This is a genomic window from Bacillus xiamenensis (assembly GCF_000300535.1).
In the GTDB taxonomy this organism is placed as follows: domain Bacteria; phylum Bacillota; class Bacilli; order Bacillales; family Bacillaceae; genus Bacillus; species Bacillus xiamenensis.
In genome coordinates this window covers 30,492-45,893 of record NZ_AMSH01000026.1, presented here as the reverse complement: position 1 = coordinate 45,893, position 15,402 = coordinate 30,492, and the positions used below count along the sequence as shown (strand labels likewise).

Annotated in this window: 14 protein-coding genes and 1 other annotated feature; of the genes, 11 read left to right on the top strand and 3 right to left on the bottom strand. The window is 40.3% G+C overall.

Features of this window, described 5'->3' with window-relative positions:
- Positions 1-47: 47 nt before the first annotated feature.
- On the bottom strand, positions 48-782 hold the full coding sequence (locus BA1_RS10130; protein ID WP_008358453.1) for an alpha/beta fold hydrolase: 735 nt from the start codon (positions 780-782) through the stop codon (positions 48-50).
- 189 nt (positions 783-971) lie between these two features.
- On the opposite strand from BA1_RS10130, the gene BA1_RS10125 reads away from it, so the two are divergent.
- The 5 genes from BA1_RS10125 to BA1_RS10105 all read left to right on the top strand — a co-directional run bounded on the left by BA1_RS10125 (position 972) and on the right by BA1_RS10105 (position 5,528).
- Positions 972-1,820, top strand: coding sequence for a YitT family protein (locus tag BA1_RS10125; protein ID WP_008358451.1), 849 nt, complete (start codon positions 972-974; stop codon positions 1,818-1,820).
- Positions 1,821-1,869: 49 nt separating this feature from the next.
- Complete coding sequence (gene cccB / locus BA1_RS10120) at positions 1,870-2,199, top strand: cytochrome c551 (RefSeq protein ID WP_008358449.1); 330 nt, start codon at positions 1,870-1,872, stop codon at positions 2,197-2,199.
- A gap of 381 nt (positions 2,200-2,580) precedes the next feature.
- A complete protein-coding gene (gene ftsE / locus BA1_RS10115) occupies positions 2,581-3,267 on the top strand; it encodes a cell division ATP-binding protein FtsE (RefSeq protein WP_008358447.1) in 687 nt (228 codons plus the stop codon).
- Positions 3,260-4,150: a permease-like cell division protein FtsX gene (gene ftsX, locus BA1_RS10110; RefSeq protein ID WP_008358446.1), complete on the top strand. Its 891-nt coding sequence runs from the start codon at positions 3,260-3,262 to the stop codon at positions 4,148-4,150. The genes ftsE and ftsX overlap by 8 nt, the downstream gene beginning before the upstream one ends.
- 115 nt (positions 4,151-4,265) lie before the next feature.
- Positions 4,266-5,528, top strand: a complete 1,263-nt coding sequence (locus BA1_RS10105) for a murein hydrolase activator EnvC family protein (protein ID WP_008358444.1) — start codon at positions 4,266-4,268, stop codon at positions 5,526-5,528.
- A gap of 48 nt (positions 5,529-5,576) precedes the next feature.
- Here BA1_RS10105 and BA1_RS10100 read toward each other — a convergent pair whose 3' ends face one another.
- Complete coding sequence (locus tag BA1_RS10100; protein ID WP_008358441.1) at positions 5,577-6,317, bottom strand: sulfite exporter TauE/SafE family protein; 741 nt, start codon at positions 6,315-6,317, stop codon at positions 5,577-5,579.
- 153 nt (positions 6,318-6,470) lie between these two features.
- Between BA1_RS10100 and ctpB the strand changes: the two genes are divergently transcribed.
- From ctpB to BA1_RS10070, 6 genes are all read left to right on the top strand, one after another.
- Positions 6,471-7,919, top strand: coding sequence for a carboxy-terminal processing protease CtpB (gene ctpB, locus BA1_RS10095; RefSeq protein WP_008358438.1), 1,449 nt, complete (start codon positions 6,471-6,473; stop codon positions 7,917-7,919).
- Between the two features lie 344 nt (positions 7,920-8,263).
- On the top strand, positions 8,264-8,617 hold the full coding sequence (locus tag BA1_RS10090) for a swarming motility protein SwrAA (RefSeq protein WP_007500014.1): 354 nt from the start codon (positions 8,264-8,266) through the stop codon (positions 8,615-8,617).
- Between the two features lie 68 nt (positions 8,618-8,685).
- On the top strand, positions 8,686-9,873 hold the full coding sequence (locus BA1_RS10085) for a PDZ domain-containing protein (RefSeq protein ID WP_034739052.1): 1,188 nt from the start codon (positions 8,686-8,688) through the stop codon (positions 9,871-9,873).
- A gap of 360 nt (positions 9,874-10,233) precedes the next feature.
- Positions 10,234-11,499 carry a pectate lyase family protein gene (locus BA1_RS10080; RefSeq protein WP_008358433.1) on the top strand — a complete coding sequence of 422 codons (1,266 nt, stop codon included), beginning with the start codon at positions 10,234-10,236 and terminating at the stop codon, positions 11,497-11,499.
- Positions 11,500-11,939: 440 nt separating this feature from the next.
- Complete coding sequence (locus BA1_RS10075) at positions 11,940-12,614, top strand: NAD(P)H-dependent oxidoreductase (RefSeq protein ID WP_008358431.1); 675 nt, start codon at positions 11,940-11,942, stop codon at positions 12,612-12,614.
- A gap of 90 nt (positions 12,615-12,704) precedes the next feature.
- Positions 12,705-12,929 (top strand) — a binding site (T-box leader).
- A 75-nt stretch (positions 12,930-13,004) separates the two neighbouring features.
- Entirely contained in the window at positions 13,005-14,354 is a 1,350-nt protein-coding gene (locus tag BA1_RS10070; protein ID WP_008358429.1) for an amino acid permease, read from the top strand.
- Positions 14,355-14,401: 47 nt separating this feature from the next.
- Here the strand turns inward: BA1_RS10070 and BA1_RS10065 are convergent, their stop codons facing one another.
- On the bottom strand, positions 14,402-15,394 hold the full coding sequence (locus tag BA1_RS10065) for a glycosyltransferase family 2 protein (RefSeq protein WP_008358427.1): 993 nt from the start codon (positions 15,392-15,394) through the stop codon (positions 14,402-14,404).
- Positions 15,395-15,402: the final 8 nt, after the last annotated feature.

Sequence of the window (15,402 nt, the reverse complement as noted above, 5' to 3'; positions counted from 1 at the left end):
AAAATAAAGTTCATTTTAGCCCTTTGTCAACAATCCGAAAGCTCCCATTATGGGAGCTTTTTTGCTGGCTTTAACCATTCAAGCATCGTCTGAATGATATCTTTTTGTTGTGTCAGTGCTGGAATGTTTGCAAGCTGATCACCTTTTTGTTTGCCATACATGCCAAATTGCGCGTGGTTCCCGCCTTTTATCTCATGGTACACCGTTTGAGACGGCAGCAGCTTTTTCGATTCTTTGATTTTCTCTTGTGTCGCTAGCCCGTCCTTTTCGCCTGAAATAGATAGTACTTGAAAGGAAGCCTGTTTCAAGTCATCTGATGCTGGATAGGAGGCAAGGAAAAAGAGGCCGTCAAGCTTGCTCTGATTTTTCTCTGCGTACATAGCGGCAGCTGTCCCGCCTAGTGAATGCCCGCCAATGTACCAATGCTTAATGGCTGGATGATCCTTGATGATATCTTCTGCTTTCTTTGTATGGAAGATCGCAAAGGAAAATGGCATGTCTGGGACAAAGACCGAATAGCCTTTCTTCATCAGCGCATTCCCGAGATAGGCGTACGCAAGAGGTTCAACCTTTGCACCTGGGTACAGGATGATGCCAGTATCGCTTTTAGCTGCTTCAAATGCATAAACCCCGTTTTGATGATCAACCTGCTCGATGTTCACCTGCTTTTTTAATGCTTCAGATGGTCCATATGTAAAGCGGCTCCATGTATAGAAAGCACCAAAGGCTAAAATCAGCAGTGCGAGTAATGTGATACCAGTGATTTTTAATATTTTCTTCATCGCATGTCCCTTCTTTCTCATGTACATATTAAATATATCATCATTTCCTCTCATGCCAAGTAATGAGTACGCTGATCCGGCTGTGTGATAAAGTATTAATCCATTAGCACTGCATTTGGCTGTTATTTACAATCCAAATAAGAGGGCTTAAAATAGGTGTGCATTCAGAAGTAACGGAGGAAGAAAGACATGAAGCAGGGACATTCTCAATTTTGGATTGAAGCGAAAAACTATCTGTTTATTTTCATAGGGTCAGCCATCGTGGCTATTGGGTTTAATACGTTATTATTACCGAATCAGATTGCCGCTGGAGGTGTGAGTGGCATTAGTACCATTATGCAGTCATTCGGTTTCGAAGCAGCATATGTACAATGGGGCCTCAATATTCCGCTGTTTATCGCCGGCTTTTATTTATTGGGCGGAACATTTGGGGTGAAGACACTTGTTGGGTCTGTTTTTTTACCTTTGATGGTATTCTTAACGAGACATATTGCCCCTGTGACCCATGAAGCGCTGCTCGCAGCGATATTTGGCGGAGTGGTGATTGGAATCGGAATAGGGCTCGTGTTCCTCGGGAATGGTTCAACGGGTGGAACGGCACTCGCTGCCAAAATCATCAATAAATACACAGGACTGACGTTAGGTACATGTTTAGCAATGATGGATGGCCTCATTGTACTGGCTGCGATGACTGTGTTTGGTATCGAAGAAGGATTGTACGCTGTGATTGGCGTGTTTATTTCTAGTAAAACGATTGATGTGGTACAGGCTGGCTTCAGTCATTCGAAAATGGCCATGATTATTACTGGGCATGAGGATGAGGTGAGAAAGGCGGTTTTTGATCAAATTGATCGTGGTGTAACGAAGATCTCAGCAGTAGGGGGATACACCGACCATGAACGGCCGATTCTCATGTGTGTTGTAGGGCAGTCACAATTCACAAAGTTGAAACAAGTGGTCAAAGCAATCGATGCATCAGCATTTGTCATTGTCATGGATGCCAAAGAGGTGCTTGGTGAGGGTTTTAAAAGGGCGTAAACAAGGATATAATAAGCGTTGACCAAATGATCGTAAGGGAGGGAAATAGATGAAAAAGAGTGGATTAACGCTTTTATTTGCGGCCATGCTATTTGTACTTGCGGCCTGTGGAGGAAATTCAAGCAGCAGTGACAAAGAAGGCAGTAAAAGTGCATCAACTGTGAGCAGTGGTGAAGAGGTTTATCAGCAGAACTGTATTGGCTGTCATGGAAAAGACTTATCTGGTGGAGGCGGTCCAAGCCTGAAAGAAGTCGGGAAGAAATATAATGAAAGCCAAATTGCAGAAATTGCACAGAACGGTAAAGGGTCTATGCCAAGCGGGATGGTAGATGAAAAACAAGCAAAAGAAGTCGCCAAATGGCTTGCAGAGAAAAAATAAAAACTTTGTCTAATCGACAAGGTTTTTTTATTTTCTATATGTAGAAAAAGACTTTTAAACAGTATGAAAACGCATTATATTAAATTTTATTTAAAAAATAAGGGTAAAAAGGCATGTTTTTTGGTTTTGTTTGTTCGATTTACCTTTTATTTATAAGTTTTGAAATATAAATGTAATACCATTGCGTCGAATCATGACGTATAATTGGAGTTGTTGAAATTTAGACGATTCAATTTTTTCATCTTTTTGGATGAAAAGGACATAAATTGCTTTTGCGTATCGAAAGGTATGTGCGTGACCATACATAACGTTTTTGATGAGAAGTGTCAAAACATCATGATAAGCTGTTTGTCAGCGAATAAGAAAAGATTAGGTGATTACATGATTGAAATGAAGGAAGTCTACAAGATCTATCCTAATGGTGTAAAGGCGATCAATGGAATCAATGTCTCTATCCATCCAGGAGAGTTTGTGTATGTTGTTGGTCCGAGTGGCGCTGGTAAATCTACTTTCATCAAAATGATGTATCGTGAAGAGAAGCCAACCAAAGGGAAAATTTTAATTAATAACAAAGATTTAGGCTCTATTAAGGAAAAAGAAATTCCTTACGTGAGAAGAGAAATAGGCGTAGTATTCCAAGATTTCAAACTTCTTCCAACTCTCACAGTGTTTGAGAACGTGGCATTTGCCCTTGAAGTCATTGGTGAACAGCCTAGTATCATTAGGAAAAAAGTGCTTGATGTACTCGATTTAGTGCAATTAAAGCATAAAGCGCGCCAATTCCCTGACCAGTTGTCTGGCGGTGAACAGCAGCGAGTGTCTATCGCTAGATCAATCGTCAATCATCCTGAGGTTGTCATTGCAGACGAGCCGACAGGAAACCTTGATCCAGATACTTCATGGGAAATCATGAAGACACTCGAAGAGATTAATAACCGCGGAACAACAGTCGTCATGGCGACACACAACAAAGAGATTGTAAACAGCATGAAGAAACGCGTCATCGCAATCGAAGACGGGATGATTGTGCGTGACGAAGCAAGAGGGGAGTACGGAATTTATGATTAAAACTCTCTCGCGGCATTTACGTGAGAGCTTCCGTTCACTTGGAAGAAACACGTGGATGACATTTGCCTCAATTAGTGCGGTCACTGTCACATTGATTTTAGTTGGGGTTTTTCTTGTCATTATGCTCAACTTGAATAACATGGCATCGAACGCTGAAAAAGAAGTAGAAGTAAAAGTATTAATTGAATTAACAGCGAATCAAAAGCAGCAGGATGAATTAAAAGCAGAAATTGAGAAGATTCCTGAAATCAGTGATGTGAAATACTCATCTAAGGATGATGAACTGAAAGCACTGATTAAAAGCTTTGGTGAAAATGGACAATCCATGGGATTGGTTGATCAAGAAAACCCATTAAATGATGCGTTTATTGTGAAAACAACAGACCCTCACGATACACCAAAAGTAGCGAAGAAGTTAGAAAACCTAAAAGGGACGTATAAAGTCACTTATGGAAAAGAAGAGGTCAGCCGACTCTTTAATGTTGTCGGTGTGGCACGTAACGTCGGCATCGCGCTCATTATTGGGCTTTTATTCACAGCGATGTTCTTGATTTCCAATACGATCAAAATTACGATTTTTGCTAGACGTAAAGAAATTGAGATTATGAAGCTAGTAGGTGCAACGAACTGGTTTATCCGCTGGCCATTCTTCATTGAAGGATTACTGCTTGGTGTATTTGGTTCCATTATACCAATCGCTCTATTGCTTGGCACGTATCAATATGTTGTCGGCTGGGTAGCGCCAAGGGTACAAGGTTCATTTATTTCAATGCTTCCATACAATCCGTTTGTCTATCAAGTATCACTGATCCTTCTATTGATCGGTGCCGTTATCGGTGTGTGGGGAAGTTTAACGTCCATCCGTAAATTCTTGAAAGTATAAATCTATTTTATTTTGATGGCAGCACTCGAGGATTCTATAGAAGATGTGACCGGTTGATCCAATTCATCCGGTCGAATCTTTATGCAGGCAGTTGTCATGGGAGGGGAATATCGTTTTGAAAAGAAAGCTGATAATGGCTGGAATGGCAGCGTTTATTGGAACAACGTGGCTATACATTCCAGGGAACGAGAATCGTGCATTCGCATACGAAGACCTAGATCAAAAACGTCAACAAATCGAAGAGAAAACATCGAAGACTGAATCAACCTTGAAGAAAAAGAAATCAGATCTGGCAAAGCTTGAAAAGAAAGAATCAAAGCTGAAACAAGAGATTGAAAAGATTGACCAAAAAGTAAGTGCTGCAACTGAAAAAGTCGCTGAAAAAGAAAAAGAAGTCAAAAAGACGAAACAAGAGATCAAAAAACTGAAAAAAGACATTGAAGTCATCAATGAGCGAATTGAAAAAAGAAAAGCGATTTTCAAAGACCGCATTCGTTCTATGCAAAAAAGCGGCGGTACGATCAACTATTTAGATGTGCTGCTAGGTGCTCGCAGCTTCAGTGATTTTGTGAGTCGTGTTGGAGCTGTCACTACCATTGTCGAAGCAGATAAAGACATGATTACAGAACACGAAAATGATTTAAAGCTTGTGGAGCAAAAAGAAGCAGAGCTAAATAAACAGCTAAGTGGACTTGAAGCATCTCTGAAAGAGCTTGAGGCGCTGAAAAAGGATTTATCTAAACAGCAAAAAGCAAAAGCAAAAGTCCTTGGTCATGTAACGGAAGAAAAAGAACATGCACATGATGAACTGGGCAAGCTTGAAAATGAAAAAGAAATTTTAGCGAATCAGAAAGCGGCTGTAAAGTCTGAAGAGGCACGCCGTCAAAAAGAAGAAGCGAAAAAAGCACAACAAGCAGCTGCTGAAAAAAATGCACCTGCATCAAATGGCGGATCTGATCAAGTGTCAGATACACCAGCAAGCAGCTCAGGTTTCATTAAGCCGGCTGCAGGCCGATTCTCATCAGGCTTTGGCGGACGTTCTAGTGGACAGCACTACGGATTAGATATTGCGGCAAAAGGCACAGTATCTGTTGTGGCAGCAGCATCTGGAACAGTTACGAACTCAAGCTATTCGCCGAGCTATGGGAATGTTGTATTCATTACGCATAACATCAATGGACAGACGTATCAAACGGTATACGCTCACCTGTCAACAAGAAGTGTTTCAACAGGCCAGAGAGTCAAGCAAGGGCAATTCCTTGGATATATGGGGAACACAGGCCGGTCATATGGTCAGCACCTTCATTTTGAAATTCATAAAGGGTTATGGAATGGCGCAAAATCAAATGCTGTCAATCCAGCTCAATATATTCGCTAACAAAAAGCCGATAACACTCTGTTATCGGCTTTTTTCATCTAGATAAAATTAAAATAACAGCAGTAATCCGGCGATAATAGGTGTTAAAAGCACAGCGGATTTCAGTAGAAGTTTCGGTGCGAGGCGTGTGAATTTCGCCCCAATAAAAGCCCCTAATACTGTACCAATTAAGATTTGAATGAGCAGGATAAAGTCAACATACCCCTCTGAAATATAGCCAATTCCACCGCCAATAGAGATTGGAATAATGACAAGCATGGTCGTCCCAACAGCTTGTCTAATAGACAGCCTCAGCAAAATCAAAAGTCCCACTTGGATAAATGGTGCTGACCCGATACCGAACATGCCTGACAGCATACCTGATACAAGGCCTAAAATAATGCCCCTTATGAGCAATTGACGTGAAGAAAGCGGCTGTTGCTCTGCTTCTTCATTCAGGACAAATAATTTGATCATCATAAAAACAGCAGATAAAAAGAGCATACCAGCTGTTAAATAGTGCAGGCTTTCCTCAGGAATAAAAGGAGCAACCTTTGCTCCCGCAAAAGAAGCAATACAAGCTAAAGCACCGACAATCAACCCGGATTTCAGCTGAATATTCCCTTCCCGGTAGTGGCTGTATGCACCAGATAAAGTCGTAAATGCCATAGCAGCTAAAGATGTCCCGAGTGCTGTATGGATTGGTACATCAAAGAGTAACGTAAGCAATGCGATGACAAAACCAGCTCCGCCAGCTCCGACAAACCCTAGTAAAATTCCTAATAAAAGCATAGTCAAAATAATATACATAGCGAAGACTCCTTCTCGATCATACCAAAATAAAAATTACACCTAATGAAATGATTAGTCAAGCCTTCCGGGGAGAATGTCTTTACATGAAATCCCTTCTTCTGGCATATAATAACTCAGGTCATCAGGAAGAGTTGAAGAAGGAGGCAAAATATGAAAAAACAAATTGCATCTATCATGGCAAGTGTCGTTCTTATCATGAGTGCAGGGGTGATGACGTATAAAGACGGAACTCATGCGGAGTCACCGAAAGCGGCTGTTGCAGTGGCTGGACAAGCTCAATCAAATGATCGGGCGAAGGAAAACGGAATGGAGAAAATTGAGAAAGCCTATGACCTCATTTCGAATGAATATGTGGAGGAAGTGGATCGTCAAAAGCTGCTTGAAGGCGCCATCCAGGGCATGCTTTCAACTTTAAATGATCCGTATTCAGTATACATGGACAAGCAAACCGCAAAACAATTTTCTGATTCGCTTGATTCCTCTTTTGAGGGAATTGGCGCAGAAGTTGGGATGGATGAAGGGAAGATCATTATCGTCTCTGCCTTTAAAAAATCCCCCGCGGCTAAGGCAGGTCTTAAACCGAAAGATGAAATTATCAGCATTGACGGTGAGACGATGAAAGAAAAAAGCCTCAACGATGCTGTGCTGAAAATAAGAGGAAAAAAAGGAACGTCTGTCGCCTTGAAAATTAGACGAAATGGGATTGAGAAAGAGCTAACGTTCCATATCAAACGAGAAGAAATTCCGCTTGAAACAGTGACTGCTTCAATGAAAGAGGTCAATGGTCATAAAACGGGCTATATTGCGATCTCCAGCTTTTCTGAAGATACTGCGAAGGATTTCACTGCAAGCTTGAATCAGCTCGAGAAAAAGGGCATGGAAGGTCTTGTACTGGACGTGAGAGGAAATCCAGGCGGCTATCTGCAAAGTGTGGAAGACATTTTGAAGCATTTTATCACAAAGGATCAGCCTTATATTCAGATTGCAGAACGGAACGGCGATCGAAAACGATATTTTTCAAAGCGAAAAGAACCAAAACCTTATCCGGTCAATGTCTTGATTGATAAAGGAAGTGCATCGGCCTCTGAGATTCTTGCTGGTGCGATGAAAGAAGCAGGAAAGTATGAAGTGGTGGGGGACGTTTCCTTCGGGAAAGGAACTGTGCAGCAGGCAGTTCCGATGGGAGATGGAAGTAACATTAAATTAACGCTGTATAAGTGGCTGACACCAAAAGGCAATTGGATTCACAAAAAAGGCGTCGTGCCGACGATTGCGATTCATCAGCCAGATTACTTCACAGTTGGCCCGCTTCAGCTAAAAGAACCACTTCAGCTTGATATGAACAATGAAGAGGTCAGACAAGCTCAGACGCTGCTAAAAGGCTTGTCTTTCGATCCAGGCAGAGTAGATGGATATTTCGACGAAGAAACGAAAAAAGCCGTACTTGCTTTTCAAAGCACATACAATCTTGATAAATCAGGTGTCATTGATTTGAAGACAGCGAAAATGATGAACAAAATGGTAGATGAAGTGAAATCCTATGAAAAGAATGATCTTCAACTGCAAACTGCACTAAAAGCACTATATCTCAAAAAATAAAGAGGCGAATAAATGCCTCTTTTTTTTGGTTCATAAGTGTCACGAACATGTAATAATTTATTCTTAAAAATAAATTATATCGAGAAATATATTCATTTATTTTACAAAAAACATAACATTCCTTCGAATTTACCCGATAACATATTTATATAAGAGACTTTCTGTTGATTTAAACATGTCATGAAAATGAAACTTTTGAAAGTTGTATGTTACATAAATAATTCTTACAATAAAAAGTAGCACTCATTTTAAATTTTTTATTTTTTGCGGATATTCAGCTTAAGCATTAAGCTGTACCGAGGTTTGCGCTTTTCTTAAAAGAACTAGTAAATGGGGGTACACAATTGAAAAGGGCAAGTATTGTGAGAGAAAAAAAATATTACGAGTTGGTAGAGGAGCTTAAGAGTCGTACGAAAGATGTGACGTTTTCCGCTACAAAGGCATTAAGTCTGCTCATGCTGTTAAGCAGGTACTTGGTCAATTACACAACGGTAGAATCAGTCGACGAAATCGATGAAGACTGTGCTGAGATATACTTCAATTATTTAATGGATAATCATAAGAGACTTGGTATAAACTTAACCGACATCAAGAGGTCCATGCAGCTTCTCGGCGGCATACTAGATGTAGATGTGAATCACTATTTAAAGGATTTTTCACTGTCAAATGTCACACTTTGGATGAATCAGGAGAAATAAACCTGATGTCAAGCATCGATTTATTTGATAGAATAAGAGAAAATGCTTGACTTGGGCGGTGAACGATAATGAGCTCGGAGTGGATGGGAGCCGGATTAAAAGCGGTCGGTCTGTTTTTAATCCATCCTCTTTTTTATTTCATGATATTAATCAGCCTATTGTATGGCTACATCCGCGTAAAGCGGGAGAGAAAAGCGTTTCAAACAAGAATAGAAGATGTTTACGATGAACTAAAATTTACATATTCAAAGGGATGGATTCTAGGTATTTGTCTATCTGTCATTTCAGTAGGCTTAGGGATATCCCTCCCGCCTGGATTCATCGTGCTGATTGCAGCAATGACCATCGTTTTCTCTTTATTCTTTAAGGCGAGTGCGCTTTCGTCTGCATACACACTCGGTTTCAGTTTTGTTGCGGCATTTGGACTAATGTTCTTCCAAGTGAACCATTCTTGGCTGCCGCAGCTTTCAATGATGAATGCTTCAGCCGTAGTCATCCTGTTAGGGCTCCTATTAATGACCGAGGGAATTCTAGCATATCGAACGGCGCATTTACGTACATCGCCTGCAATGGTGATGAGTGCGAGAGGACTTCTGATTGGCCAGCAGCGGGCAAACCGTCTGTGGCTTTTACCGCTTGTTTTGCTGATGCCAGCAGGTGAATTCACTTCTACCCTGCCATGGTGGCCGGTGCTTCAAGTGCACGACCAAAGCTTTTCATTTATTCTGATTCCGTATATCATCGGCTTCGGCCAGCGAATTCAAGGCTCGCTGCCAATTGTCAGTATTCAAATTACGGCACGACGAATTCTGATGCTTGGACTCGCTGTTGCCTTACTAGGTGCTGCAAGTATTTGGTTTGAGCCTATTGCCCTGGGAGCTGTTGTAATAGCGATTGTTGGAAGAGCCTTTCTTTCATGGAAGCAGAGGGTCAATGACAATGCTGCACCGTTCTTCTTCTCTAAGCGGAATCAAGGACTGATGGTGCTTGGCATCATTCCCAATACCCCTGCAGCTGATTTAAAGCTTGAGATCGGGGAAATGATTACAAAGGTAAATGGAATCGAGGTCAAAACCGTTTCAGAATTTTATGAAGCACTTCAAACCAATCGTGCTTTGACAAAGCTTGAGATCATTGGCCTAAATGGTCAGACAAGGTTTGAGAAACGAGCTTCTTACGAAGGGGAGCATCATCAGCTTGGTATCTTGTTTGTGAAGGATGACCCGCAGCAAGAACCAACGGCGATTTCATCTTAAAATAGCTAAAAGCTGCTAGAGATAGCAGCTTTTTTTGATGGCTTCAAAAGGAAACAATAAATAAAAAAAGTATTTATTGTAAAATATATTGTAATTTTTTGAAAATATGTAATAATGATGTTTATAAAAATAGAGAGAGGTGAGAGGCTGAAGATATCATAAGTGAACATAGTGCCGTCTGCACGAGGGTGCTATATTTGTCAGTATATGAACGGGGGTGCATGAATAAACGCTGTTCTGTATCATCATTTGTTTTCTTCAAACACCAATGAGAAAGCAGTAGATGCAGGATTGCACAACTCTCTGCTGCTAAAAAATTAAATTATGTTCACGTGTGCAAAAAATAATAGGGAGAAAAAAATGAAAAAAATAATGTTAGTTATGATGTTATTGTCTTTATTCAGCTTTGAGAACATAGCTTTTGGAGCAGACATCGGACGTGAAACGCTTGCTAAAAATGATGGATGGGGCTCAAAGTCAACTGGAGTTACTGGAGGGTCCGCTGCTAAAGCTGCAAATGTTTATACTGTATCTAATCGAAACACTCTTGTGAATGCTTTAGGTTCTAAAACCAATACAACACCAAAAATAATCTACATTCAGGGAACCATTGATTTAAATGTGGATGATAAGCTCAAAAAACTTGGGTTAAACGATTATAAAGACCCAAAATATGATTTTGACAAATACTTAAAACAATATGATCCGAAAACATGGGGGAAGAAGGAGCCGACTGGTACATTAGAAGAGGCACGTAAACGCTCTCAATTGAATCAGAAAGCACGTGTTCAAATTGATATTCCGTCAAATACGACAATCGTTGGTGTGGGGAATAACGCAAAAGTAATCGGAGGCGTTTTTCTTATCAAAAGTAATAATGTAATCTTAAGAAATATTCAATTTCAAGATGCATATGATTTCTTCCCATCGTGGGATCCTACGGACGGTAAAAACGGAAATTGGAATTCAGAGTACGATAACGTTTCTATTAATGGGGGAACGAAAGTATGGATTGATCATTGTACTTTTAATGATGGCTCTAGACAAGATCATACATTCCCTTCATATTACGGAAGGAAATATCAACATCATGATGGCTTGTTAGATATCACAAACCAAGCGGATTACATTACGTTATCTTATAATCATTTCCATCATCATGATAAGGCTATGACCATTGGCTCTAATGATAAAAATACTATTGATGATGGGAAATTAAGAGTGACACTTCACCATAATCGGTTTGAAAATATCGTACAGCGGGCACCGAGAGTCAGGTATGGAAAAGTTCATATTTACAATAACTACTATAAAGGTAGTTTAAGCACGAAAGAGTATCCTTTCAGTTATGCTTGGGGCATTGGAAAGAGTTCGAAAATCTATGCAGAGAACAATGTGATCGATGTACCCAATTTGACATCTAAGAACGTAATTAGTATTCTTTCGGGTTCTGAATTGCGGGATTCAGATACTCTATTAAATGGTTCTTTAACACAGAAAATTGGTGCGAATCAAGGATTAAAAACAAGTGTTGGTTGGACGCCTACTTTATTTTTATCCAAAGATTCAGTGACGAAAGTAAAATCAAACGTTCTATCAAAAGCTGGTGTAGGTAAAATCAACTGAAAAACGTGACCCTGACTGGTATAGTCAGGGTTTTTCATATTGATAATTTGTTCTTCATAATGTTCGATGATCTTTCCAAGCCCCATTTCCCCTCTGCATCTTCTTGCAGAAAAGGGTGTCACATAGCTGACGATCTCAGAAAATCGCCAGCAACACAATGATATCTTTTTTATCGATTGGATAGTAGAGACTTAATTCCCTTTTTTGGAAGTGGTCATTCTGGTGTTTTTTTCCCTCTTTTTTTTATTTGTTCAACTTATGTTTTAAATGAAGATATGCTGAACGTGACAATGATAGAAATTGATTGAAAGGCAGTTTACTTGAATGCAGTTGTTATATCTTTTAACATAAACGATATGACATCACACCAAAGGGTGATTATTTTTCAAATATAATGGTAAAAAATAATATGCCAAAAATCATGTGAAAGGATGAACGATATGAGAGACAAAGAATTACTAAAAAAGGAAATCATTGAAGCATATAAGTTCCGCCATGCGACAAAAGAGTTCGATCCATCGAAAAAAATTCCTGAGGATGATTTTGCATTTATTTTAGAAACAGGAAGACTTTCTCCAAGCTCTGTAGGCTTTGAGCCATGGAAGTTCCTCGTTGTGCAGAATGAAGCTTTTAGAGAAAAATTAAAAAAATATACTTGGGGCGCGCAAAAACAGCTTCCCACTGCCAGTCATTTTGTGATCATCCTGGCAAGAACAGATGCCCGCTATGATTCCGCTTATGCAGAATATATCAACAAGCAAATCAAAGGCATGACAGATGAAACGTTTGAAATGGTCAAGGAACGCTACAAAGAGTTCCAAGAAAACGACCTTCATTTACTTGAAAATGACCGTACATTATTTGATTGGGCGTCAAAGCAGACGTATATTGCCCTTGGAAATATGATGACAGCTGCAGCACAGATCGGTATTGATTCATGCCCAGTTGAAGGATTTAGCTACGATGAAATACATCGTATCCTAGAAGAAGAAGGTTTACTTGAGGATGGTCAATACGACATTTCTGTGATGGTAGCCTTTGGTTATCGTGTCACTGAACCGAAGCGCGGCAAAACGCGCCGTCCGATGGATGAAGTAGCCGTTTGGATTCGTTAATCGCCGTTTGTCTGAAAAAGGATGTTGACAATTGCGTGGTTAGTCAGTATATTTAAAAAATAAAATCTTTGGTGAATATACAAATTGACGATAAACGCTTTGACTTGAGAATAGTAGATGAACATCCGTTTTTTAAGAGAGCTGCGGGTCGGTGCAACGCAGTAAAACGAATCATTGAACTCGCTCAAAGAGCGGTAAGACTGAATGAATGGTAAGTCTTTACGTGTGACCTCCGTTATCGGGTTTTAAGTTGGATTCAGCACGTGCTGAATCAATTAGAGTGGTAACGCGGTTGCAAGGTCAGTCGTCTCTTCAAGGAGATGGCTGGCCTTTTTATATGCTTTTATCTTATATTTGTCTGAAGATTCAAATTTAAAGGAGCTATAGAAAATGGAAAAGGAACATGTGCAGTTAAAACGAACAATGACGTCAAGGCATATTATGATGCTTGCGCTTGGCGGTGCAATCGGCGCTGGTCTATTTAAAGGAAGCAGTTCTGCCATTGATATTGCAGGTCCTGCTGTCATTTTGGCATATATGATTGGTGGTCTTATTTTATTATTTATTATGCAAGGACTTGCCGAAATGACCGTTGCACGACCTGGAGCAAGAACATTCCGTGATTTAATAGAACCTGTCTTAGGTAAATATCCAGCCTATTTCTTAGACTGGATTTATTGGAAAATGTGGGTGCTGAACATTGCAGCAGAAGCCATTGTGTCTGCGATCTTTATTCAATACTGGTTCCCTCACGTGCCGATTTGGACGCTTGTGTTAATCATTTCACTTGTTGTGACATTGATTAATGTGTGTTCAGTCAAAATGTTTGCTGAGACGGAGTACTGGTTAGCTTCTATTAAAATTGCTGTCATCATTTTATTTATTATCATTGGGTTAACGATGCTGTTTGTCTCATTTGGACAGCATGCGGCACCGGGACTATCTAACTTAACCGGCCACGGAGGATTTTTCCCTAATGGAACTGGCGGCTTAATTGCGGCAATGCTGGTTGTGGTCTATTCATATGGCGGGACTGAGATGATTGGGGTCACACTAGCGGAAACAAAAAATCCTGAAAAAGTGATTCCAAAGGCCATTCAAAGTACGTTTGTCCGAATTATCGGTTTCTATGTACTGCCGTTCTTTATCATTGTCAGCTTAATCCCTTGGAATCAAGTAAACAATGAGCAAGTAAGTCCATTCGTCACAGTGTTTGCAACGATTGGTGTGCCGTATGCCAGTGATATCATGAACGGCATCATCTTGCTAGCGATCTTGTCTTCTATGAACTCTGGACTGTATGCTTCATCAAGGGTACTCTATACGCAGGCAATGGATGGACGTGTATGGAAAGGCTTCTCTAAGCTGTCAAAACAGCAGGTACCTGTCAGAGCCATCCTTGTATGTACATCCACATTGTATGCAGCTGTATTGATTTCTCTTTTTGTGGGAAGTCAAACGTTCAATTATTTGATGGGGTCTTTAAGTTATACCGTCCTGTTCATCTGGTTTATCATTGCAGTCGGTCATTTGAAATCTCGAAGTGTCGCACAGCCAGGTGGATATCGCGTGAAGCTGTATCCGTTCACGACATGGTTTTCTGTCATTGCGATCATTGCTATTTTTATCGGCGTTGTATCAACAACACCAATTGTACAAACGATGGTCACAATGGGAATTTATCTACTCATTACACTCTCTTTTTTCATCAACAGAAAGCGGTTTGAAACTGCCGTTTAATCTAAAAAGCGTGCAAGATCTTTTTATAAGGTCTCACACGCTTTTTTTTAATGCTGTTTATATTGCTTGAAATGAACAGGGGATTGAACCGCGTGAGGCTTTGCCTGAAGCCCATAGCTTTCCCTGACGATATAAAGCGGCCGGTCCTTTGCTTCATCGTATATTCGGCCAATATACTCTCCAATCATTCCTAACATAAAGAGGATGATACCGCTAAAGAATAGTTGGATGACAATTAATGAACTCCAGCCAGTGATGGTGCTGTTTGTGAAAAGCTTTAAGTATAAAACAACAAACATAGAAATGAATCCAATAGCAGAAAGGGTAATGCCTGCCACGCTGGCTAGCTTTAAAGGTTTATAGGAAAAGGATGTGATTCCATCCATTGAGAGTTTGAGCATCTTTTTGAGAGGGTACTTTGTTTCTCCTGCTAGACGCTCATCTCGAACGTATTCTACCGCAATTTGTTTGAAGCCGACCCAGCTGACTAAGCCGCGGACAAATGGATTTTTCTCACGAATTTTTCTCATTTCATGACATACCTTACGATCCATTAATCTAAAGTCGCCGGTGTCGATAGGAATATCTACTTCGGTGATTTGACGCAGCACTCGGTAGAAAAGGGAAGCAGTGTATTTTTTGAAAGCCGTTTCTCCTTTTCGTTTGGTGCGGACTGCGTAAACGACTTCATAGCCTTCCTTCCATTTCTCAATCATGTCTAAAATCAATTCAGGTGGATCTTGTAAATCCGCATCAATCACCACGACGGCTTCTCCCTTTGCATAATCCATTCCCGCCGTGATCGCAATTTGATGTCCAAAGTTACGAGAAAAATCAATGAGTCTCACATTAGGATCTTCCTGACAGTACCCTTTAATCAGTTCAGCTGTTCGATCCATACTACCGTCATTGACGAAGAGAAGCTCATATGCTTCTCCCGTCGAATCCATGACAGTTTTGAGGCGCTGATACGATTCATGGATCACAAGTTCTTCATTATAGACTGGGACAACAATAGAATACTTTATGCTTTTTTCCATCAGTCATT

Bases quoted from the DNA above. Each gene is read 5' to 3' on its own strand.
- BA1_RS10130 (WP_008358453.1), bottom strand. From the start codon at position 782: ATGAAGAAAATATTAAAAATCACTGGTATCACATTACTCGCACTGCTG.
- ftsX (WP_008358446.1), top strand. From the start codon at position 3,260: ATGATTAAAACTCTCTCGCGGCATTTACGTGAGAGCTTCCGTTCACTT.
- cccB (WP_008358449.1), top strand. From the start codon at position 1,870: ATGAAAAAGAGTGGATTAACGCTTTTATTTGCGGCCATGCTATTTGTA.
- ftsE (WP_008358447.1), top strand. From the start codon at position 2,581: ATGATTGAAATGAAGGAAGTCTACAAGATCTATCCTAATGGTGTAAAG.
- BA1_RS10080 (WP_008358433.1), top strand. From the start codon at position 10,234: ATGAAAAAAATAATGTTAGTTATGATGTTATTGTCTTTATTCAGCTTT.
- BA1_RS10075 (WP_008358431.1), top strand. From the start codon at position 11,940: ATGAGAGACAAAGAATTACTAAAAAAGGAAATCATTGAAGCATATAAG.
- ctpB (WP_008358438.1), top strand. From the start codon at position 6,471: ATGAAAAAACAAATTGCATCTATCATGGCAAGTGTCGTTCTTATCATG.
- BA1_RS10070 (WP_008358429.1), top strand. From the start codon at position 13,005: ATGGAAAAGGAACATGTGCAGTTAAAACGAACAATGACGTCAAGGCAT.
- BA1_RS10100 (WP_008358441.1), bottom strand. From the start codon at position 6,317: ATGTATATTATTTTGACTATGCTTTTATTAGGAATTTTACTAGGGTTT.
- BA1_RS10065 (WP_008358427.1), bottom strand. From the start codon at position 15,394: ATGGAAAAAAGCATAAAGTATTCTATTGTTGTCCCAGTCTATAATGAA.
- BA1_RS10125 (WP_008358451.1), top strand. From the start codon at position 972: ATGAAGCAGGGACATTCTCAATTTTGGATTGAAGCGAAAAACTATCTG.
- BA1_RS10085 (WP_034739052.1), top strand. From the start codon at position 8,686: ATGAGCTCGGAGTGGATGGGAGCCGGATTAAAAGCGGTCGGTCTGTTT.